The sequence below is a fragment of the Thermus scotoductus DSM 8553 genome, from assembly GCF_000381045.1.
GTDB lineage: Bacteria > Deinococcota > Deinococci > Deinococcales > Thermaceae > Thermus > Thermus scotoductus.
The window spans coordinates 64,892-85,387 of sequence record NZ_KB905730.1 but is presented as its reverse complement, the minus strand read 5'-3'; the positions used below and the strand labels follow the sequence as shown (position 1 = coordinate 85,387).

Genomic DNA, 20,496 nt, shown 5'->3' with positions numbered 1-20,496 from the left:
TTTACATGTATAGTTGAAGAGTATGAAGGGTCCCCCTGCTCCCCTGGTGGAGGAGCTCTCGCGGCTGGGGTATGCCTTGATGCGCCTTCTCCTCGCCCGGGCCAAGGAAACCTTTGCCCAAGAAGGCCTCTCCCTCCTCCAGGCGGAGGTACTCCGCCTGGTGAAGGAGGGGATCCAGCTTCCCTCCCGCCTGGCGGAACACCTCGAGGTCCTTCCCTCCCAGGTTTCCCACCTCCTGGCCTCCATGGAGGAAGCCGGCCTCCTGAGGCGCCACCCAGACCCCCAGGACCGCCGCAGGGTGCTCCTGCGCCTCACCCCCAAGGGGGAGGCCGTGCACAAGCGCCTACAGGAAGCCTGGCTTCAGGCCTACGGGCAGCACCTAGCCCGGCTCAGCCCAAAGGAGCTCCTCCTTTTCCGCGACCTCCTGCGCAAGCTCACGGAGGTGGAAGGTGGCTAAAGCCCTCGCCCTCCTCCTCTTTCTCCTCCCCGCATTGGCCCAGGGGGCGCTGAGTCCCCTCAAGGACCACCCCCTGGCCCGGCAGGCCCAGGCCCTCTTGCAGGCTGCCGCCAAGGCCCTCGAGGCCCAGGCTTCCCCCTTAGCCCTCAATGTGCAGGGAAACTACGCCCGCTTGGGATACGAGTGCACTCCTCCCTCCCTCTGCCAAAGCCTGCCCGCCACAGGGGGAAGCCTCACCCTGGCCCTGGTCCTTACTCCATTCCCCTTCGGGGACGTGCAGGACAGCCTGGAACGGGCCCGGATCGCCTACCGAAGAGCGGAGCTCGGCTACCGCAAGGTCCTTACTGCCCTGCAAACCCAGGCGGTGGCCGCATACGGACGCTACCAGCTGGCCCTCTTGGGGGAAAAGGTGGCGCAAAAGGGAGTGGAACTGGCCCAGGCAGCCCTGGAGGCAGCTCGGAAACGCCAGGCCAACCCCAAGGAGCTCAGGGAGGCGGAACTTGCCCTGAAGGAAGCGGAAAACCGCCTCCTGGAGGCCCAGAGGAACGTGGAACTGGCCAGGAAGGGAGCGGAGGGGCTGGTAGACCTCACCAAGCCCCTTCCCGAGATCCCCCCACCCCAAGGCACCACGCCCCTCTCCCTGGAGGAAGCCCGCCTGAGCCTGGAGGAAGCCAGGATCGCCCACATGAGCGCCCTCCGCACCCTCTTCCCCGAGGTCAAGGCCAGCTACCTCCTCTACCCGAGCGGGAACGACACCCTGGCCCTGAGCCTTTCCAGCCGGACCCTGCAACCCACCCTGGCCTACACCCGGCAGGATCCCGCGCAAAGGCCCACCAGCCTACCCGGAGGGGGTAGCTACCGCACCCTGGAGGAAATGAGGCTCTCCTTTTCCCTCACCCTCTCCCCGGGTCTTTTCGCCGCCCTGGAGGCCGCAGAGGCCCAGGTGCGGGGGGCGGAGGAAGCCCTAAAGGCAGCCGAAAGACAAGCCCGGCTTCAGGAAGAGACCCTGAATAACTCCCTGAAAACCCTGAGGACGTCCCTGGAGCTAGCCCGCCTCCGCCTCGAGGCCCAGGAAAGGACCCTGGCGGAAACGAAAAAGCGCCTGGAACTGGGCCTGGAAAGCCCCCTGGCCCTGTTGCAGGCGGAGCTTTCCCTTGCCCAGGCGGAACTGGCCCTGGCCCAGGCGGAAAGCGACCTGAGAACCAAGTGGATGGAGCTTTACCAGTTCTACGGCGAACTCCTACCGGAGGTGACCCCATGAGAAAAAACGCCCTAGCCTTACTCGTGCTTCTGGCTCCTGGCTTAGCCCAGCCCCTCCCCGAGGCCCTGAAAAAGGCACCGGAGGTGGCGGCGGTGGTCACGGCCCGCTTGGACTACCAAACCAAGCAAAAAGACCTCGCCCGCACCCTCCAGGACCCCTTGCGCACGGCCTTGGCCGAGTTGCAAGCGCGCCAGGCCAGGGATCTGGCCGAGGCCAGGTTCAAACGGGCCCTGGCCCAGACGGAAAGCGAGATCGTTTCCGCCTACACCCAGGCCTATGAAGCCCTCCTGCAGGTGGATCTGGCGGAAAAGGCGGTGGAGGTGGCCGAGCTGGGACTCAAGGCCACGGAGATCCGCCTCAAGGGAGGCGGGGCCACCAGCCTGGACCTCCTGGAGGCGCAAAACCGGCTTCTGGAGGCCAGGAAGAACCTGGAGCTGGCCCAAAGGGGACGGGATACCGCCCTGGCCGCCTTGGCGAACCTGGTGGGGGATTGGAAGCCGGAAGGCGTCAAGGAGCTGCCAGCCCTCCCCGAGGAGAAGCTGGTGGAAACCCTTCTTCAGGAGCACACCGACCTCCTGCAGCTGAAGCAGTCCCTGGCCCTTCTCCGCTTCCAGCGGGGTCTCTTGGACGAAAGCTTCGTCCCAAGGAAGGAGATCGAGGCCCTGGAGGACCAGATCCAAACCCTCGAGGCCAACCTGGCCAACCTGGAGCGTTCCTTAAGGGTAGGACTGGAGGCCAGGTACCGCCAGCTATCCCCCCTCCTGCAAGGGGTGAAAACGGCGGAGGAAGCTTACCGGGCAGCCCAGGAGCGCTACCGCGCCGAGGAGAAGCGGTTCCAGGCCGGCCTCACCAGCCGGTTAGGCCTTCTACAACAGGAACTCGCCCTCAAGCAGGCGGCGCTTTCCCTGGAGCAGGCCAAGCATGCCTACTTGAAGGCTTACTACAGCCTTCTGGCGAGCCGCTAAGGAGGAAACCATGCGCCCGATGGCAAGCCTTGCCCTAAGCCTCATCCTCCTGAGCGCCTGCGCCCCCAAGGAGGCCAAAGCCCCCGAGGCCCCTCCCAGCCCTACCCTGGCCACGGAGGTACGCACCGTGCGGGCCCAGTCTGGAATCCTGGAGCGGGAGGTGCGGGCCTCCGCCACCTTGCAGGCGGAAAAGGACAGCCTGGTGGCGGCAGGCGCCTCCGGCCGGGTCCTGCGAACCCTTCCCGCCGGCACCCGGGTGCAGGCGGGGGAAGGGGTGGTCTACCTGGACCCCGCTCCCTTCCAGGAGGCCCTGGAAGCCGCCAGGCTTAACCTAAAACAAGCCGAGGCCAACCTGGAGCGCGCCCGAAACCAGCTTGCGGGAAACCGGGCCACCCTCAAGGCCCAGCTCCAGGCGGCAGAAGCCCAGCTTCAGGCGGCCAAGAAGCGCTACGAGGAAGGCCAGGCCTTGCTTTCGGCGGGGGCCTTGGCCCCATTGGACCTCAAGGCCCTCGAGGCCCAGTACCGCCAAGCGGAAAGCAACTACCAGAACGCCCTCGAGGCCCTATCCCGCCTGGAGCGGGGAGAGGACCTCCGGCTTCTTGAGCTTCAGGTGGAGGCCGCCCGGCTCCAGGTGCGCCAGGCGGAAAGGAACCTCAAGGAAAACACGGTGCGGGCCCCCTTCGCCGGGGAGGTGGTGGAGGTCTTCGTAAGGGAAGGGGAGTTCGTGGGAACGGGAAACCGGGCCTTCCGGTTGGCCACCACGGACCGCCTTTTGGCCAAGGTCTACCTCCCTCCCGACCAAGCCAGCGCCCTCACTCCAGAAACACCCTTCCTCCTCAGGCAAAACGGGCGGGAGGTACGGGCACGCCTCCTGCGCAAGACGGACCTCCCGGGACAGACCCGCCTGGTGGAGGTGGTCCTGAAGCCGGAAGACACCCTGCTCCCGGGTCCCGCCGAGGTGCGCTACCGGGTGAAGCTGGCCGAAGGCTTCCTCATCCCCGCAACGAGCCTCCAGGTCCAGGAGGGGGAAACCCTGGTCTACCAGGTGAAGGAGGGGAAGGCGAGAAAAACCCCCGTGCGCCTTCTCGCCCAAGAAGGCGGACAAGCGGCGGTGGAGGGCCTTGACGAGGGTGCCGAGGTCATCCATCCCGTGCCCGTGGGCCTCAAGGATGGGGATCCCGTGGAGGTGGTTCGGTGAGGACCAACCCCCTGGTGGCCTTCTTCGTGGAGCGGTTCGTCTTCGCCACCGCCATCTTCGTGGGGCTCGTGCTGGTGGGGCTCCTCCTGGGCCTTGGACTTGGGGTGGAGCTCCTGCCCCGCTTCAGCGTGCCCGTGGTGGCGGTTTCCACCAGCTACCCCGGGGCCGGTCCCGAGGAGGTGGCGGAGCAAGTATCCAAACCCCTCGAGGACGCCCTTTCCACCCTAAGCGGGGTGGACACCATCGGAAGCAGCTCCACCGAGGGCTTCAGCCTGGTCTTTGTCCAGTTCCAGCAAGGGGTGGACGTGGACCGGGTAGCGGTGGAGGTGAGCCAGAAGGTGGCCGCCGCCCGGGCCCTGCTTCCCAAGGATGCCTCGCCCCCCGTGGTGCAGAAGTTTGACCCCTCGGCAAGCCCCATCCTCTACGTGGCCCTGGAGGCGCCCGGGGAGGATCTCTCCCAGGTGTTGCGCTACGCCGAGCGAACCCTAAAGCCCCGCCTCCAGCTGGTGCCGGGGGTGGCGGACATCCGCCTCACCGGGGCGCCCAAGCGGGCCATCCGGGTCTACTTGGATCCCGACCGGCTCCAGGCCCTGGGCGTGGCCCCCGGCCAGGTGGTGCAGGCGCTTTCCGCCTCGGCCCTGAACCTGCCCTTGGGAAGCCTCACCGAGGGGGAAAAGCGCCTGGTCTACACCCTGCGCAACACCCCTGCCACCGCCGAGGAGGTGGCTTATTTGGTCCTGGATCCCTCCCGGGGCCTCAGGATCCGGGACGTGGCCCGGGTGGAGGAACGGGCGGAGGAGCCCAGCACCCTAAACCGCCTGAACGGCCGCCCCGCCGTCCTCCTGGCGGTGGTGAAGACCCCCGACTCCAACGCCGTGGCCGTGGCGGACGGGGTCAAAAAGACCCTAGCGGAAACCAAACTCCCCGCAGGCTACCGGGCGGAGATCGCCCTGGACTCCACCCGCTTTATCCGGGCCGCCGTTTTGGACACGGTGCGGGAGGCCTTCCTGGCTGCCTTGGCGGTGTCCTTGGTGGTGCTGGTCTTCTTGGGGAAGCTGAACTCCGTCTTCTCCGTGATCCTGGCCATCCCCATCACCCTCTCCGGAGCCATCCTCCTCTTCGGCCTTCTGGGCTTCACCTACAACCTGATCAGCCTCCTCGCCCTCACCGTGGCGGTGGGCATCGTGGTAGACGACTCTATCGTGGTGGCGGAGAACATCGACCGCTACCGGCGCATGGGGTACGGCCTCAAGGAAGCGGTGCTGAAGGGAGCCAGCGAGGTTTCCGTGGCGGTGGCCGCCGCCACCCTGAGCCTTCTCGCGGTATTCCTCCCCATCAGCTTCCTCCCCGGCATCATCGGCCAGATCTTCCAGCAGTTCGGCCTTGGGATGGCCGCCGCCATCGCCGTGAGCTGGCTGGAGGCCCTCCTCTTCCTCACCGTGCGCCTGGCCTACTTCCCGGACCCCGAGCCCCCAAGCCCCAGGGAAGCCCTTCTGGCCCTACGCCTCCTGCCCCAGGACCTCCGCTTCGCTTACCGAAGGGGCTTCCGCACCCCGGTGGGCCTTCTCCTCGGAGCCCTGGCCGCCTTCCTCCTCTACCGGCAGGGGCCCCTTTGGCTTCTCCTCCTTCCCCTGTACCCCGCCCTCCTCGGCCTCGGGCGCTACCTGGGCCGCTTTTTCCTGGACCTGGCGGGAGCCCTCACTCACCTCCTCCACGCCAGCTCCGAGGCCTTGATGCACCGCCTCACCGAGGCCTACGCCCGAAGCCTTGGCCAGGTCCTAAGGCGGCCTTGGGTGGTCCTGGGCCTCGCCACCCTGGCCTTCCTCTCCCTCTTCCCCATCCTGCCCAGGATCCCCTTCAACTTCGTCCCCCGCTCGGACACGGGGATTCTCACGGCCACCCTCCTCCTCCCCAAGGACACCCCCCTGGCGGTCTCCGACCGGGCGGCAAGGGCCCTCGAGGCCTACTTCCTCTCCCACCCGGCGGTGAAGCGGGTGGTCACCACCGTGGGGGCCAGCGCCACCGGCGGGGCCCAGGTGGGGGACCCCAGCCGGGTGCAGCTCCAGATCGTCCTGAAACCCAAGAACGAGCGCCAGGACATCTTCACCCTCACCGAGGTCTTCAACCGCCAAGGACGGGAGGCCCTTAAGGACTTCCCTGGGGCCGACCTGCGGGTCCTGGCCCAGACCGGCCCCGAGGCCGGGGATGCGGACCTGCAGTTTTTCGTCACCAGCCCCGACCGGGCCCTTTTGGAGGAGCGGGTGAGGGAGATCACCCAGCTGATTGCGGGAAAACCCTATGTCCTCAACGTGAAGAACACCCTCGAGGCCACCCAGCGGGAACGGGTCTTCGTGCCGGATCCTGCCCGGCTTTCCGGCACCGGCCTCACCCCCCTCGACGTGGCCCAGACCCTGCGCCTTTACCTCTCGGGCAGCCAGGCGGCCACCGCCAGGAGGGGCGGCGAGGAACTGGCCATCGTGGTCCAGGTGGATCCCCTACGCCTCGGGGGCGAGTCCGACCTCCTCTCCCTGCCCATCTACGCCCCTGCCCAGGGAGCCTTCCTGCCCCTGGGAAGCCTGGGGCGGTTCGTGGAGCGGCCGGGGCCCACCCTGATCTCGAGGCGCAACCAAGCCTACGCCGCCGGCATCAACATCAACCTGAAGCCGGATGCCCCCGGAAGCTTCCAGATCCAACAGGAGCTGGAGGCGGAGCTCCAGTCCAACGGGCTCCTGGGCGATGGGGTGGAGCTTCTGGCCACGGGTCTGGGAAGCTTCACCGAGGAGCTGGCCCGGCTGGCCCCCCTGGCCTTCGCCCTGGCCCTGGTGCTCAACTACCTGGTCATCGCCAGCCAGTTCAACGCCTGGCGCTACCCCCTTTACCTCCTCCTCCCCGTTCCCTTAGCCCTGGTGGGGGCCTTCTGGCTCACCTACCTTTTGGGAACCGGCCTGGACGTGATCAGCGTGCTGGGGGTGGTGATGCTCATCGGTCTGGTCACCAAAAACGCCATCCTGCTCCTGGACTTCGCCGTGCAGCGCATGCGGGAAAAGCCCTTAAGGGAAGCCCTGGTGGAGGCGGCCCGGCTCCGCTTAAGGCCGATCCTCATGACCACCCTCACCGTGCTCATCATCAGCCTGCCCCTGCTCCTGGGCACCGGGGAAGGGGCGGAGTACCGCAGGCCTCTAGGGGTGATCATCCTGGGGGGGCTTCTTTCCTCTACCCTCCTCACCCTCTTCGTGGTGCCCGCGGCCTTCTACGCCTTTGAAGGGCGAAGGGCCCAGGAAGCGATCCTGAGGTGATCCATGAGCGCCAAAAAGCTCCTTCTCCTCTTTCTGGTGGCGGCCTTCCTCATCGCCCTGGCCATGGTTGGGGTGGCCCACTACTTCCTCAGGCCCTTAAAGGCGGAGGCCGTGGCCCAGGAAGCTTTGAAGCAAGCTGGCCTCGAGGTGCGGGAGGCTTCTTACGGCCTAGAGCTCATCCCCAAAGCCCCCAAGGCCCTTTTGGCCTTCTACCCCGGGGCCCGGGTGGAGCCCTTGGCCTACGCCCCGGTCCTGGCCCCGGTGGCGGAGGCGGGGTACCTGGTGGTCCTTTTGAAGGTTCCCTCGGGCATCGCCCTCCTGGGAAAGGAAAGGGCCCTGGAGGCCCACCGGGCCCATTCCGGGCTCCCTTGGGTAGGGGGCGGGCACAGCCTAGGCGGGGTGGCGGCGGCAGAGCTGGCCGCCTCGGAAGGGCTTCCCCTCATACTCTTCGCCAGCTACCCGGAAAAGGACCTTTCCCAGGAAAACCTTCCCGTCCTGGCCCTTTTCGGCACGGAAGACGGCCTCCTCCCCCCGGAAAAAGCCCGGGAGAAGGCCCGGCTCCTTCCCAAAAACGCCCGGGTGGTCTTCGTGGAAGGGCTGAACCATGCGGGCTTTGGCGCCTACGGTCCCCAGAAAGGGGACCGGCCCGCCCGAAGGCCCCGGGAAGCCCTATGGCGGGAGATCCAGGAGGAGGTCCTGCTTTTCTTGGGGGGCCTGGGCCTGGACGCCCCTCCCCCGCCCCAGGCCCACCGCTGAGGGCCGAGGTGGTATAGTGGAAAAAGCCGGGGCGGGCGCCCCCCCTCGGAACACTTCCCCCCAAAACCCACACCCATCCGAAACCCTGGCTTTGGCGCCCGGGTACCGGGGTTTGCAACCCGCTGGGTGTGGTTTGGAAAGGGGGAAGGGAAAGGAGCAGCCATGAAGGATAGTTTCCAAACCCTTAAGACCCTTAACACCCCAAGCGGCACCTACGCCTACTTTGACCTCACGGAACTGGAAAGGAAAGGGATTGCCGAGGTAAGCCGCCTTCCCTTCTCCATCCGCATCATGCTGGAAAGCCTCCTCAGAAACGAGGACGGCTACCAGGTAACCCGTGAGGACATCGAGGCCCTGGCCCGCTGGACCCCTGAGCCGGGGGAGATCAACGTGCCCCTGAAGCTGGCCCGGGTCATCCTCCAGGACTTCACCGGGGTACCGGCGGTGGTGGACCTGGCCGCCATGCGGGATGCCGTGGCCGAGCGGGGCGGGGACCCCAAGCGCATTAACCCCGTGGTGCCCGCCGACCTGGTCATCGACCACTCCGTGCAGGTGGACGCCTTCGGCACCGCCTACGCCTTCTTCTACAACGTGGAGAAGGAATACGAGCGGAACCGGGAGCGCTACCTGCTCCTCAAGTGGGCCCAGGGAGCCCTGGAAAACTTCCGGGTGGTGCCCCCCGGCACCGGCATCGTCCACCAGGTGAACCTGGAGTACCTGGCCAAGGTGGTGATGACCAAGGAGGAAGGGGGCCTCACCTTAGCCTTCCCCGACAGCCTGGTGGGCACCGACAGCCACACCACCATGGTGAACGGCCTCGGGGTTCTGGGCTGGGGCGTGGGGGGCATTGAGGCTGAGGCGGTGATGCTGGGCCAGCCCTACTACATGCTGGCCCCCAAGGTGGTGGGCTTCAAGCTTTACGGCGAGCTTCCCGAAGGAGCCACGGCCACGGATTTGGTCCTCACCATCACGGAAATCCTCCGCAAGCACGGGGTGGTGGGCAAGTTCGTGGAGTTCTATGGGCCTGGGGTGGCCAAGCTTTCCCTGGCGGACCGGGCCACCATCGCCAACATGGCCCCCGAGTACGGGGCCACCATGGGCTTCTTCCCGGTGGACGAGGAAACCCTAAACTACCTGAGGCTCACGGGCCGCCCGGAGGAGCTCATCGCGTTGGTGGAGGCCTACACCAAAGCCAACGAGCTTTTCCGCACGCCTGAGGCGGAGGAACGGGTGCGCTACTCCGAGTACCTGGAGCTGGACCTCTCCACGGTGGAACCCTCCCTGGCCGGCCCCAAGCGGCCCCAGGATCGGGTGGCCCTCAAGGAGGTAAAGCAGAGCTTCCTGGCCCACCTCACCAAGCCCGTGAAGGAAAGGGGCTTCGGACTCACCCCGGACCAGCTGAACAAGAAGGTGCTGGTGAAGCGCCAGGACGAGAAGTTTGAGCTCACCCACGGCTCCGTGGTCATCGCCGCCATCACCAGCTGCACCAACACCTCCAACCCCACGGTGATGCTGGGAGCCGGGCTTTTGGCCAAGAAGGCGGTGGAAGCGGGCCTGGACACCAAGCCCTGGGTGAAGAGCTCCTTGGCCCCGGGTTCCAAGGTGGTCACCGACTACCTGGAGGCCAGCGGGCTCCTTCCCTTCCTCGAGGCCCTGCGCTTCCACGTGGTGGGCTACGGGTGCACCACCTGCATCGGCAACTCCGGCCCCCTGCCCGAGGACATCGCCAAGGCGGTGGAGGAGGGGAACCTGGTGGTGGCCGCCGTCCTCTCCGGCAACCGCAACTTTGAAGGGCGCATCAACCCCCACGTGAAGGCCAACTACCTGGCGAGCCCCATGCTGGTGGTGGCCTACGCCCTGGCGGGCCGCATGGACATCGACTTCACCACGGAGCCCCTGGGCTATGACCCCAACGGCAAGCCCGTCTACCTCAAGGACATCTGGCCCTCCATGGAGGAGATCCGGGAAGCCATGGCCAAGACCCTGGACCCCGGGCTCTTCAAGAAGGAGTACGCCAAGGTCTTTGAGGGGGACGAGCGCTGGCAGGCCCTGCCCGCCCCCACGGGGGAACTCTTCGGCTGGGATCCCGAGAGCACCTACATCCAGAAGCCTCCCTTCTTCCAGAACCTGGGCCAGCACCAGGTGGGGGACATCCGGGGAGCCCGGGTGCTCCTGGTCCTGGGGGATTCCGTGACCACCGACCACATCTCCCCCGCCGGGGCCATCCCGGTGAAAAGCCCGGCGGGCCAGTACCTGATCTCCAAGGGGGTCAAACCCGAGGACTTCAACTCCTACGGTTCCCGGCGCGGCAACCACGAGGTGATGGTGCGGGGCACCTTCGCCAACATCCGCATCAAGAACCTGATGCTGGATGGAATAGAAGGGGGCTACGCCAAGAAGCTTCCCGAGGGGGAGGTGGACTTCGTCTACCACGTGGCCATGCGTTACCAAGAGGAGGGCACCCCCCTTCTGGTCATCGCCGGCAAGGAGTACGGCACCGGCTCTAGCCGCGACTGGGCCGCCAAGGGCACCTACCTCCTGGGCATCAAGGCGGTGCTGGCCGAAAGCTTTGAAAGGATCCACCGCTCCAACCTGGTAGGGATGGGGGTCCTGCCCCTGGAGTTCCTGCCGGGCGAGAACCGGGAAACCCTGGGCCTAACCGGCTACGAGGTCTACGACATCCTGGGCCTCGAGGACCTCACCCCCCGCAAGAAAGTGGAGGTGGTGGCCAGGAAGGAGGACGGCACGGAGGTTCGCTTCCAGGCCATCGCCCGCCTGGACACCCCGGTGGAGGTGGACTACTACAAGAATGGCGGCATCCTCCAGACCGTGCTCCTCAACATGCTGAAGGAGGCGAAGGCCCAGTAGGGAAGCGCACAAGGCCCCGGGTCATGACCCGGGGCCTTTTTTCTACCCCTCTAGGAAGGTGCTAAAGCCCGGCCCCAATCTCCAGCTGGGGGTTGGGGCGGCTTCCCTCCGCTTCCGCCTCCCGGGCCTCGATCTTGCCCTTGATGCGCTTTAGCCGGAAGGTGTCCTCCCGCTCCCGCTGCTCCAGAACCTGCTGGATGAAGCGGATCTGGGAGCGGATCCCGGGAATAACCACCTGCTCCAGGGCGTTCACCCGTCGGGTGGTCTTCTTGATCTCCTCCCCGATTTTCTTCAAGCGGGTCTCGGTGTTGGCCACCTGGATCAAGGCCTCGGCATAGCGGCGGAAGGCACGGGCGGCTTCCAGGGTATAGGCCGGGGTGCCCACCGGAGAGAGCAAGGCCCCATCGGGGAAGGTGGCCTTAAGCCTCGGCACCTTGCTTCCCCAGACGTTTTCCACCTCCGCCTCCACCTCCTCGAGGGGCCGCACCCCCAAGGCCGCAGCCGCCACCGCCTCCGGCCCATCAAAGGCCTGGGCCAAAAGCAGGGCACCATAGGCTTCCTGCGCCGCCTGGTTCAGGGCCTTGCGGGCCTCCAAGGCCTCCTTTACCAGGCCGAAGAACTCCGCCACCAAGGCATCCCGCTTCTTCTTGAGGAGGTCCACCCCCTTCTGCGCCAGGCGCATCTGGCCGCGCCGTTGCAGAAGGTTCATGCGGGTGGGGCTTACCTGGCTCATCTAACCTCCTTAGTCCAGGGCTTGGGGAGCACCCCAGATCTCTTCCAGCTTCTGCCCGTAGTACTTGCCGATATGGTCCTTGGAAATCCGCTTGAGCTCCCCCTGGGGCAGCATGGAAAGCAGGGCCCAGGCGATCTGCAGGCTCTCCTCAATGGAGCGGTTCTGCTGGCCCTGGTTAATGAAGTGCTTCTCAAAGGCGTCGGCGAACTGCAAGTAGCGGCGGTCGTTCTCGGTGAGGGCGTCCTCGCCGATGATGGCCACCAGCTTGCGGATGTCCACCCCGTTGGCGTAGGCGGAATAAAGCTGGTCGGAAACCTGCTTGTGGTCCTCCCGGGTCTTCCCCTTGCCCACCCCGTTGTTCATAAGCCGGGAAAGGGAGGGCAGGGGGTCAATGGGGGGGTAGATCCCTTTGCGGTGAAGCTCCCGGGAAAGCTGGATCTGCCCCTCGGTGATGTAGCCGGTGAGGTCGGGAATAGGGTGGGTGCGGTCGTCGTCGGGCATGGAGAGGATGGGGATCTGGGTCACGGAGCCCTTCTTCCCCACCACCACCCCGGCCCGCTCGTAGATGGTGGCCAGGTCCGTGTACATGTATCCCGGGTAACCCCGCCGGCCCGGGATCTCCTCGCGGCTCGCCCCGATCTCCCGCAGGGCCTCGCAGTAGTTGGTCATGTCCGTGAGGATGACCAGCACGTGGTAGTCGTGCTCAAAGGCCAGGTACTCGGCCACGGTGAGGGCCATGCGGGGGGTGAGGATGCGCTCGATGGTGGGGTCGTCCGCCTTGTTCAGGAAGAGGACGGAGCGGCTTAAGGCCCCAGTGCGCTCGAACTCCTGGATGAAGTAGGAGAGCTCCCGTTGGGTGATGCCCATGGCGGCGAAGACCACGGCGAAGGGCTCCTCCTTCTCCCCTTCCCCCGAGAGGTCGGGGCGCACCGTGGCCTGACGAGCGATCTGGGCCGCAATCTCGTTGGCGGGAAGGCCCGAGCCCGAGAAGATGGGAAGCTTCTGCCCCCTAACCAGGGTGTTCATCACGTCGATGGTGGAGATCCCCGTCTGGATGAACTCCTCGGGCTTCCTGCGGGCCACGGGGTTCAGGGGAAGGCCCACGATGGGAAGCCGCTTCTCCGGGGTGATGGGGGGCAGGCCGTCGATGGGCTTGCCGATCCCGTTGAAGCGCCGGCCCAGCATCTCCTTGGAAACCCCGAGCCGGGCCACATCCTCTACCAGGCTCACGCTGGTGGTGGCCAGATCCAGCCCCGTGGTCTCCTCAAACACCTGGATGACCGCATACTCCTCGGAAACCTCGATCACCTGGCCGCCGCGCACCCGGCCCGTGCCGTCCTTGATGTCCACGATGGCACCGTAGGCCAGGTCCTTGGCGTTCTCCACGAAGAGGAGAGGTCCCGAGATGTAGGTGATGCCCGTGTATTCCTTCTTAAGAAGATCCATCCTTCCCTCCCCTAGGCCAAGGCCTTGAAGGCTCCCTCGATCTCCCGCATGGCTTCCTCAAAGTAACGGGGGAAGTCCTGCTCGCTCACGTAGCGGGCCCGGCCGATGCGCTCGATGACGGGAAGCCCCAGGATCTCGTCGACGCTGACCCCCCGCCGGATGGCCGCCTCAGCCTCCTTGTAGAGGCTCAGGATCATCTTCATGATGCCGTAGGCCTTCTGCATGGAGCAGTAGGCGTCGATCTCGTGGAAGGCGTTCTGCTGCAGGAAATCCTCGCGGATGATCCGCCCCACCTCGATGACCAGGCGCTCGGCATCCTGGAGGGCGTCGGGACCCACCAGCTGCACGATCTCCTGCAGGCCCGCTTCCCTCTGCAGGAGCTCAGAGATGGCGTCGCGAAGCTCAGGATAGTCGGGGGCCACGTGCTCCCGATACCAGGGGTCCAGGGCCGGGGTGAAGAGGGAGTAGGACCCGTTCCAGTTGATAGCCGGGAAGTGGCGCCGGAAGGCCAAGGAGGCATCCAGCCGCCAGAAGGCCCCCACGATGCGCAGGGTGGACTGGGTGACGGGCTCGGACATGTCGCCGCCGGGAGGGGAAACCGCCCCCACGATGGTGATGGCTCCCTCCTCGCCCCCCAGGGTGATCACCTTGCCGGAGCGCTCGTAGAAGGCGGCCAGACGGGCAGCCAGGTAAGGAGGGTAACCCTCTTCCGCGGGCATCTCCTCGAGGCGGCTGGAAATCTCCCGCAGGGCCTCGGCCCAGCGGCTGGTGGAGTCCGCCATGAGGGCCACGGAGAAGCCCTGGTCGCGGAAGTACTCGGCGATGGTGACCCCCACGTAAATGCTGGCCTCGCGGGCGGCCACGGGCATGTTGGAGGTGTTGGCGATGAGCACCGTGCGGTGCATCAAAGGCCCTCCGGTCTTGGGGTCGGTGAGCTCGGGGAACTCCACCAAGACGTCGGTCATCTCGTTGCCCCGCTCCCCGCAACCCACGTAGACCACCACGTCGGCGTTGGACCACTTGGCCAGGGCCTGCTGGGTCACGGTCTTTCCGCTACCAAAGGGCCCGGGGATGGCTGCAGTGCCCCCCATGGCCACGGGGAAGAGGACATCCAGGATGCGCATCCCCGTGAGGAAGGGGGTGTTGGGGTCCAGCTTGCGCTGGACGGGGCGAGCCCGACGCACCGGCCAGGTGTGGTAGAGCTTGAGCTCGGTGCCGTCCTCCAGGACCACCACCGGCTCCTCCACCGTGTACTCCCCGGCGGGCTTCACCTCCTTGACCCGGCCCTTCACATCCGGGGGCACCAGGATCTTGTGGGTGAAGTTGAACTCCGGCACGGTGCCCAGGACCATGCCCCCCTTCACCTCATCCCCCGGCTTGACCTTTGGGGTCCAGGCCCACTTCTTCTCTCGGTCCAGGGGATGCACCACCACCCCCCGGGTGATGTAGATCCCGGTCCGCTCCTGGATGCGCTCCAGGGGGCGCTGGATGCCGTCGTAGATGCCGTTCAGCATCCCGGGGCCCAGCTCCACCGCCAAAGGAAGGCCCGTGGACACCACAGGTTCCCCCACCTTGAGCCCCGAGGTATCCTCGTAAACCTGAACGAAGGCGGTATCCCCGTCCAGGCGGATGATCTCCCCCACCAGGCCCTCGTGGCCCACCTTGCAGATGTCGTACATGCGGGCTCCGGTCATGCCCTTGGCAATCACCGCCGGGCCCGCAATCTTCTGGATCACGCCCTGGATCATCGTCCCTCCATTCTACAGCTTGATGTCAAAGCCTATGGTCCGCTTGACCAGCTCCCGCATGTACCCCTCCACATCGGGGTTCTGGAAGGCTTCCTTCAACCCGGCTATGGGCAGGAGCACGGGAAGGTCCTTGCCCCGCATGAGCCGCTCCACCGCCTTTTCCGGCTCCGGCAAAAGCCCCTGGTCCACGGCCACCAGGGCGTACCCCCCGGCCTGAACCAGGTTTTCCAGCCGGGCCCGGGCCTCCTCTGCCGAGGTGGCGGCGTAGGCCTCGAGGCCCGCCAGCCTAAACCCCTGCGCCGCCTCGGGGTCGGCAATCACGGCGATCCTCATGAGCAGACCACCTCCTCCTCCACCTGGGCCCGGGGAAGCCCGAAGTAGGCCCGCCTGGCCAGGAGCCTAAGCCGCACGGCCTCCCACTCTCGCTCCTTCACATAGGCCAGCACCAATCCCACGCCCAGGGGGTCGGTGGCTCCCTTCCTGGCCCCCTTCAGAAGGAGGCACCTGAGCCGCCTTTCCAGGGTCTTGAGGTCCCGAGCGCCCGCTAAGGGGGCGAAGGGAGTGCCCGAAAGCTCGTCCAAGACGGCGTAATCCCCCTCGAGGAGCCGGGCGAAGCGGACCCTGTCCACGAACCGCCCACCCCGTATGAAGACGGTTTCCACCGGCACATCCTGCCCCTGGAGCTTGAAGGCGGTGCGCAGGTTCTCCGCATCCACCTCGAGGGCCAGGTAATCCCTCAAGGCCGTCTCCTCCAGGGCCTTAGAAGCCTTGGCCACCTCTTCGAAGAAGCGCTTGGCCAAAAGGGCCTCGATGCGCGCCAGGTCCTGGGTTTCCCGGAGCACCGACCTTAAGGCCCGGGCCAGGGGATGGCCGGGCACGGAAAGCACCTGGGCCATCCCCGCCGCATCCTGCGCCTCGTAGGCCTGGCGCCAGAGGACCTCCTTCAGGGTACCGGGAAGGAGGAGCACCTCCTCAAAGGGGCGGCCCGTGGCCTTGGCCCGGAGGACCGCCTGCAGGTTGGCCAGGTCGTGGCGCAGGAAGAGGAGGCGGACCGCCTCCCGAGCCTCCCCCGTGACCAACCCCGCCAGGTCCCCCACCAACCGGGCCTGGGTGAGGGCAATGGCCCGGTCCACCTCCGGAAGGCTCTGGCCCGCCAGATCCTGGCCGTAGACGCTTTCCGAAAGAAGCCGGACAAAATCGGGGTAGGAAAGGTCCAAAGCCTCCTGAAAGAAGCTCTCCTTGAGGAGGGTGCTCCTCCTGACCCGCACCCGGGCGTTCAAGTAACCGAAATCGTCCGCCATGGCCTAGCCCCAAAGCACCTGGGCCACCTTGGAGGAAAGGGCATCCCAGGCCCGTTCCAGACGGCTTAACAGGGCGTTCTCCACCTGGGTCCTGCCCCCTTTGCCGATGGCCCTCACCCCCAGGCGCAAGGCAGGGTCGGCCCTAAGCTCCAGGCCCCGCTCCCGCGCCAGACCCTCGAGGTGCGGAAGATTGTCCGGATGGGAGGCCAGGGCCTCGGGCTCGCCCAAGGCCGCAAGGGCCTCCTCGGCCAGCTTCCGCAACACCTGAGGCCAGTCGGGGCTATTCGGCAAGGCCCTAAGAGCCTCCTCCACCTTGGCCTTCACCTGGGAGAGCACCTCCCCCTTGGCCTCGGTACGGGCGGTGGCCAGGAGGAGTTCCCCAGCACTTTCTGCCCGGCGGATGGCGGCCTGCAGGCCGGCCTCGAGGGCCCGCTTTCTGGCGGAAAGCAAGCCCTCCGCCTTGGCCTTGGCCTCGGACCTCAAGGCCTCGGCCTTGGCCTTGGCCTCTTGCAGGACGGCCTGGATCTCCGCCTCCACCTCCTGGCTCAAAATGGCTTCCAGTTTGGACATCTGCCCTCCTTGGAAAAAGGCCCCACCCCACAAGGGGCAGGGCCCTAAAAACCCCTTACAGCTTGCCGTTCAGGATGATGGCGATGAGGAAGCCGAAGATCACCAGGGTCTCGGGCAGGAGCAGGAAGATGAGGGCGGCACCGAAGTTGCTCCGGTCCTCAGCGATGGCCCCTATACCCGCGGGCCCGATCCGGGCCTGGGCCAGCCCGGTACCCAGGGCCGAAAGCCCCACAGCCAGGCCCATGGCTATAGCGATGAGGCCTCGGTCCAAGCCCCCGGAGGACGCCGCCTCCTCCGCCGCAAAAGCCAGAGCGCCGAAAACCGCCACCAGAACCGTAACCAGAAGCTTCTTCATCTCTTTCCCTCCCTAAAGCGTCTCGCGGACGCTTTTGAACGGCCGGTAAGGCCTGCCGTTCTCCTCGTAGAAACCGAACTTGGTGAAAAACTCCACCCAGATAAGACGGATGGGCTGGAGCATGTGGCCCAGGGTGGTGAGGAGGAGGACGAGAAGGTGCAAGGCCCCGGCCACCAGGACACCCAGAACAACTCCCAGAAGTCCAAGCCGCTCTGCCAAGGCAAAGCCAACATCGGTGAGAAGGCCCGCCAGGATACCCCCGGCAGCCCCCACCGCATAAATACGGATGTGGGAGAGGATATGCCCCGCCTGGGTGAAGATCTCCGGGATCATGAGCCAGATGCGGCTCATGAGGACCGCAAGCAGGAAGAGGCCAAACCCCAGGTACATGAGGCCCGAAAGCCATGGGGCCTGCAGGTTGCCAAGGTACGAAGCCGCCAAGGCCAGGATACCCACCAGACCGCCCAGGTACCCGACCCCTTCCCAGAAGTGGGCCATGTGGTGGTGCTTTAGGCCCAGGTAGGCCCGAAGGGCCAGGCCCCAGAAGACCATCAGCACCCCAAAGGCCACGGAGAGGAGGATGAGGAGGTTGGCGGTCTTGGCCGTGTCGATGCGGGGAATGAGGATGGGGATGAGACCCGGGTGCTCGGGGGTGCCAAACACCCCCAGGTGCTCCAGGAAGGTGCCGAAGAACTCCCCGTAGACGAAGCCCCAGACCACCGTCCAGAAGACCATCCAGTTAAGGATGTAGACCAGTTTGCCGATAACCGCAGGCTTGAGCTTGAGGGCAAAAAGGTCTATCACCAAGGGCTCATTCCGCTTAACAAACCCGGAAAGCCAGCGCCCAAGGAGGAGGAAAAGAAGAGCGTAGCCGATGTCCCCCACGATCATGCCGAACCAGAAGGGGAAGAAGATGGGGACCACCGGGGTGGGGTCAAAGGAACCGTACTTGGGGGTGTTGAGGAAGCTCACCAGAAGCTCGAAGGGCTTGACCCAAGGAGGGTTGTCCAGGGCCACGGGCACCCGATCCGCCTCGTGGTGCTCGTCCACCGGCTCAAAGGCGTAGATCACCTGGTCCTTGTGGCGGGCCAAGGCCTCCTCCACCCGGCCCTTGGCCTTCACCGGCACGTAGCCCAAAAGGGCAAAGCCGAACCGGCCTGAGGCCAGCTCCTCCAAGGCCTTAAGCCGGGCCGCCTCGTCCTTGGCCCGGGTCCAGAGGCTCTGCAGGGTGGAGGCTGCCTCCTGGGCCAGCCGGTAAAGGGCCTGGCGCACCTCGGAAAGCTCTCTTGGCGCGGCCTCGGCCCGCTCCTTCAACCGGCGGGTGGCCTCGCTGAGGGGAAGATCCCCGTAGTTACCAGGGAGGCGGAGCTCCGCCACCCCGGCCCGGGAAAGGGCAGCCTTGGCCGCCTCGAGGTCCTTCCGGTGCACCACAAGAAGCCCGGCAACCCCTTTGGAGTAGGACTCGCTGGCCAGGATGAACCGGTCCTCCAGGGCCTTTTTCAAGGCCTCCTCCACCAGGGGAAGCTCCTTTTCCGTGATCAAAAAGGGCACCACCCGGAAGAGGGCGCTTCGGTCCAGTCCCTGGGCCATGCTGGCAAGCTTCTCCAAGGGTTCCAGGTAGGCCTGGGCCAGGGCAAGCTCCTCCTCCAGCTCCTGCTTCTGCCGGGCAAGGCCCTCAGCGTGGGCCTGGATGGGGGAAAGGGCCTTTTCCGCCGCCTCTAGCCCATCGGGGAAGGGCCTTGCGGGCTCCATCTCCCGGCCCAGGAGGGTGAGGGTATGCTCGGCTCCCGCCGCCACCCCCTCCCAGCGCCTGAGTTCCTCCCGCTCCTCCTGGGAAAGCCTGTACTCGGCAAGCTCCTCCACCCGGAGGGTTTCCAGGTGGACCACCCCCGCCTGCTGGAGGCTGTGGAGAAGCTCCTGGGCCTTGGCCTTGGGCCCGGCCAGGACCAGCTTCTCCATGGGGGCGATCACGGCAAAACCTCCTTAAGAACCAGGGCCACGGCCTCCTCCAACCGGGCCCCTGCTTTCTCCTTTACCGCCTTAGCCTCGGCCTCCGCCTGGGCCCGGTAGCGGGCCAGGATGGCCTCCGTTTCCTTGGCCTCCCGTTCCCGGTACTCGGCCTCCAGGGCCTTAGCCTTGGCCTCGGCCTCCTCCAGAAGGGCCCTGGCCTCCGCCTCGGCCTGCCCCACCAGGGCCTCGGCCTCCTTCTTGGCGGCCTCGAGGCGGGCCAGCAGCTCCCTTTCCTTTTCCGCCAGGCTCTTGATAAGTCCCAGGCCTCCCATTGCCCCTCCCTTCGTGAAAAGATGCGCAAACTGCGCCCGCCGGACAGGATACCGGCCTTTGGGGCAAACGTCAACCAACCCCGCTTAAGTATACTTAAGCGATGCGGATTCTCGTCAACGAAAAAGGAGCCCAGCGCCTACTGGCCCGGCACCTTTGGGTCTTTCGCCGCGATGTGATTTCGGGCCCCGAGGAGCCGGGCCTTTACCCCGTTTACTGGGGCAAGCGTTTTCTGGCCCTAGCCCTCTTCAACCCCACCAGCGACCTAAGCGTGCGGGCCTACCGCTTCCGACCCGCAAGGGACCCGGCGGAGGCGCTTCTGGACAACCTGGACAAAGCCTTGGCCCGGCGCCTCCCCGCGCTGGAAAAGGAGCCCGAAGGAGGCTTCCGCCTGGCCCACGCCGAAGGGGATTTCCTGCCGGGTCTGGTGCTGGACTACTACGCCGGCCACCCGGTTCTGCAGACCACCGCCTACGCCTGGGAAGCCCTCTTGCCCCAGGTGGCCGAGAGGCTCAAACCCCTGGCCAAAAACCTCCTGGCCAAAAACGATGCCAGGGTCCGGGAACTCGAGGGCCTCCCCCTTTACGTCCGGCCCCTCCTGGGCCAGGCCCCCGAACGGGTAGCGGTGAAGGAGGGCCGGATACGCTACCTGGTGGACCTCACGGGAGGCCAGAAGACCGGGGCCTACCTGGACCAGCGGGACAACCGGATCCTCATGGAACGCTTCCGTGGGGAAAGGGCCCTGGACGTGTTCAGCTATGCGGGTAGCTTCGGCCTCCACCTAGCCCTGGGCTTCAAGGAGGTGATCAGCGTGGACAGCTCCGGCGAGGCCCTGAGGCAGGCGGAGGAAAACGCCAGGCTGAATGGGCTTACCCTCAAGACGGTGGAAGCCAACGCCTTCGACCACCTGAGGGCCCTGGAAAAGGCAGGGGAGCGGTTTGACCTCATCGTGCTGGACCCACCCGCCTTTGCCAAGGGGAAAAAGGATCTGGAAAGGGCCTACAGGGCCTACAAGGAGGTGAACCTCCGGGCCATCAAGCTCCTCAAGGAAGGGGGCCTGCTGGCCACCAGCAGCTGTAGCCACCACCTCAGGGAACCCCTTTTCTACCAGATGCTAACCGAGGCCGCCCAGGACGCCCACCGTAGCCTAAGGGTGTTGGAGAAGCGGGGCCAGGGCTTTGACCATCCCGTGCTCCTCAACCACCCTGAAACCCACTACCTGAAGTTCGCCCTTTTAGAAGTTCTCTGATCCGGGCCGCCAG

General features: G+C 66.0%; 17 protein-coding genes. 8 read left to right on the top strand and 9 right to left on the bottom strand.

Going from position 1 to position 20,496, the window contains the following annotated elements:
- The first annotated feature begins 22 nt into the window (after positions 1–22).
- From F604_RS0101235 to acnA, 7 genes are all read left to right on the top strand, one after another.
- Positions 23–457 carry a MarR family winged helix-turn-helix transcriptional regulator gene (locus F604_RS0101235; RefSeq protein WP_019550089.1) on the top strand — a complete coding sequence of 145 codons (435 nt, stop codon included), beginning with the start codon at positions 23–25 and terminating at the stop codon, positions 455–457.
- Complete coding sequence (locus F604_RS0101230) at positions 450–1,718, top strand: TolC family protein (protein ID WP_019550088.1); 1,269 nt, start codon at positions 450–452, stop codon at positions 1,716–1,718. Before F604_RS0101235 ends, F604_RS0101230 begins: the two co-directional genes overlap by 8 nt.
- On the top strand, positions 1,715–2,683 hold the full coding sequence (locus F604_RS0101225) for a TolC family protein (RefSeq protein ID WP_019550087.1): 969 nt from the start codon (positions 1,715–1,717) through the stop codon (positions 2,681–2,683). The genes F604_RS0101230 and F604_RS0101225 overlap by 4 nt, the downstream gene beginning before the upstream one ends.
- Positions 2,684–2,693: 10 nt before the next feature.
- Positions 2,694–3,881: an efflux RND transporter periplasmic adaptor subunit gene (locus tag F604_RS0101220; RefSeq protein ID WP_019550086.1), complete on the top strand. Its 1,188-nt coding sequence runs from the start codon at positions 2,694–2,696 to the stop codon at positions 3,879–3,881.
- Complete coding sequence (locus tag F604_RS0101215) at positions 3,878–7,177, top strand: efflux RND transporter permease subunit (protein ID WP_019550085.1); 3,300 nt, start codon at positions 3,878–3,880, stop codon at positions 7,175–7,177. The genes F604_RS0101220 and F604_RS0101215 overlap by 4 nt, the downstream gene beginning before the upstream one ends.
- Positions 7,178–7,180: 3 nt before the next feature.
- Positions 7,181–7,933 (top strand): alpha/beta hydrolase, encoded by a 753-nt coding sequence (locus F604_RS0101210; RefSeq protein WP_015716784.1) that lies wholly within the window; start codon positions 7,181–7,183, stop codon positions 7,931–7,933.
- Between the two features lie 162 nt (positions 7,934–8,095).
- The gene (acnA, locus tag F604_RS0101205; RefSeq protein WP_019550084.1) at positions 8,096–10,801 is read left to right on the top strand and encodes an aconitate hydratase AcnA; all 2,706 of its coding nucleotides are present in this window, start codon (positions 8,096–8,098) and stop codon (positions 10,799–10,801) included.
- Positions 10,802–10,862: 61 nt separating this feature from the next.
- On the opposite strand, the gene atpD is transcribed toward acnA, so the two are convergent.
- From atpD to F604_RS0101160, 9 genes are read right to left on the bottom strand one after another with little or no spacing between them, the layout of a single operon-like run.
- Positions 10,863–11,534 carry a V-type ATP synthase subunit D gene (gene atpD / locus F604_RS0101200; RefSeq protein WP_019550083.1) on the bottom strand — a complete coding sequence of 224 codons (672 nt, stop codon included), beginning with the start codon at positions 11,532–11,534 and terminating at the stop codon, positions 10,863–10,865.
- A gap of 9 nt (positions 11,535–11,543) precedes the next feature.
- The gene (locus F604_RS0101195; protein ID WP_019550082.1) at positions 11,544–12,980 is read right to left on the bottom strand and encodes a V-type ATP synthase subunit B; all 1,437 of its coding nucleotides are present in this window, start codon (positions 12,978–12,980) and stop codon (positions 11,544–11,546) included.
- An 11-nt stretch (positions 12,981–12,991) separates the two neighbouring features.
- Positions 12,992–14,728 (bottom strand): V-type ATP synthase subunit A, encoded by a 1,737-nt coding sequence (locus tag F604_RS0101190; protein ID WP_015716780.1) that lies wholly within the window; start codon positions 14,726–14,728, stop codon positions 12,992–12,994.
- A gap of 12 nt (positions 14,729–14,740) precedes the next feature.
- On the bottom strand, positions 14,741–15,055 hold the full coding sequence (gene atpF, locus F604_RS0101185; protein WP_172640102.1) for a V-type ATP synthase subunit F: 315 nt from the start codon (positions 15,053–15,055) through the stop codon (positions 14,741–14,743).
- 2 nt (positions 15,056–15,057) lie between these two features.
- Complete coding sequence (locus tag F604_RS0101180; RefSeq protein WP_019550080.1) at positions 15,058–16,029, bottom strand: V-type ATPase subunit; 972 nt, start codon at positions 16,027–16,029, stop codon at positions 15,058–15,060.
- A gap of 3 nt (positions 16,030–16,032) precedes the next feature.
- Positions 16,033–16,599 carry a V-type ATP synthase subunit E gene (locus F604_RS0101175; protein WP_026328899.1) on the bottom strand — a complete coding sequence of 189 codons (567 nt, stop codon included), beginning with the start codon at positions 16,597–16,599 and terminating at the stop codon, positions 16,033–16,035.
- A gap of 55 nt (positions 16,600–16,654) precedes the next feature.
- Positions 16,655–16,954, bottom strand: a complete 300-nt coding sequence (locus F604_RS0101170) for a F0F1 ATP synthase subunit C (protein WP_019550079.1) — start codon at positions 16,952–16,954, stop codon at positions 16,655–16,657.
- A 12-nt stretch (positions 16,955–16,966) separates the two neighbouring features.
- Positions 16,967–18,925 carry a V-type ATP synthase subunit I gene (locus F604_RS0101165; RefSeq protein ID WP_019550078.1) on the bottom strand — a complete coding sequence of 653 codons (1,959 nt, stop codon included), beginning with the start codon at positions 18,923–18,925 and terminating at the stop codon, positions 16,967–16,969.
- Positions 18,922–19,236 (bottom strand): V-type ATPase subunit subunit G family protein, encoded by a 315-nt coding sequence (locus F604_RS0101160; protein WP_015716774.1) that lies wholly within the window; start codon positions 19,234–19,236, stop codon positions 18,922–18,924. The genes F604_RS0101165 and F604_RS0101160 overlap by 4 nt, the downstream gene beginning before the upstream one ends.
- Positions 19,237–19,337: 101 nt before the next feature.
- Between F604_RS0101160 and F604_RS0101155 the strand changes: the two genes are divergently transcribed.
- The gene (locus tag F604_RS0101155; protein WP_019550077.1) at positions 19,338–20,483 is read left to right on the top strand and encodes a 23S rRNA (cytosine(1962)-C(5))-methyltransferase; all 1,146 of its coding nucleotides are present in this window, start codon (positions 19,338–19,340) and stop codon (positions 20,481–20,483) included.
- Positions 20,484–20,496 lie beyond the last annotated feature (13 nt).

Excerpts from the sequence above, each read along its gene's own strand:
- F604_RS0101235 (WP_019550089.1), top strand. The coding sequence starts at position 23 with ATGAAGGGTCCCCCTGCTCCCCTGGTGGAGGAGCTCTCGCGGCTGGGG.
- F604_RS0101225 (WP_019550087.1), top strand. The coding sequence starts at position 1,715 with ATGAGAAAAAACGCCCTAGCCTTACTCGTGCTTCTGGCTCCTGGCTTA.
- F604_RS0101220 (WP_019550086.1), top strand. The coding sequence starts at position 2,694 with ATGCGCCCGATGGCAAGCCTTGCCCTAAGCCTCATCCTCCTGAGCGCC.
- F604_RS0101210 (WP_015716784.1), top strand. The coding sequence starts at position 7,181 with ATGAGCGCCAAAAAGCTCCTTCTCCTCTTTCTGGTGGCGGCCTTCCTC.
- acnA (WP_019550084.1), top strand. The coding sequence starts at position 8,096 with ATGAAGGATAGTTTCCAAACCCTTAAGACCCTTAACACCCCAAGCGGC.
- atpD (WP_019550083.1), bottom strand. The coding sequence starts at position 11,534 with ATGAGCCAGGTAAGCCCCACCCGCATGAACCTTCTGCAACGGCGCGGC.
- F604_RS0101195 (WP_019550082.1), bottom strand. The coding sequence starts at position 12,980 with ATGGATCTTCTTAAGAAGGAATACACGGGCATCACCTACATCTCGGGA.
- F604_RS0101190 (WP_015716780.1), bottom strand. The coding sequence starts at position 14,728 with ATGATCCAGGGCGTGATCCAGAAGATTGCGGGCCCGGCGGTGATTGCC.
- F604_RS0101180 (WP_019550080.1), bottom strand. The coding sequence starts at position 16,029 with ATGGCGGACGATTTCGGTTACTTGAACGCCCGGGTGCGGGTCAGGAGG.
- F604_RS0101175 (WP_026328899.1), bottom strand. The coding sequence starts at position 16,599 with ATGTCCAAACTGGAAGCCATTTTGAGCCAGGAGGTGGAGGCGGAGATC.
- F604_RS0101170 (WP_019550079.1), bottom strand. The coding sequence starts at position 16,954 with ATGAAGAAGCTTCTGGTTACGGTTCTGGTGGCGGTTTTCGGCGCTCTG.
- F604_RS0101160 (WP_015716774.1), bottom strand. The coding sequence starts at position 19,236 with ATGGGAGGCCTGGGACTTATCAAGAGCCTGGCGGAAAAGGAAAGGGAG.
- F604_RS0101155 (WP_019550077.1), top strand. The coding sequence starts at position 19,338 with ATGCGGATTCTCGTCAACGAAAAAGGAGCCCAGCGCCTACTGGCCCGG.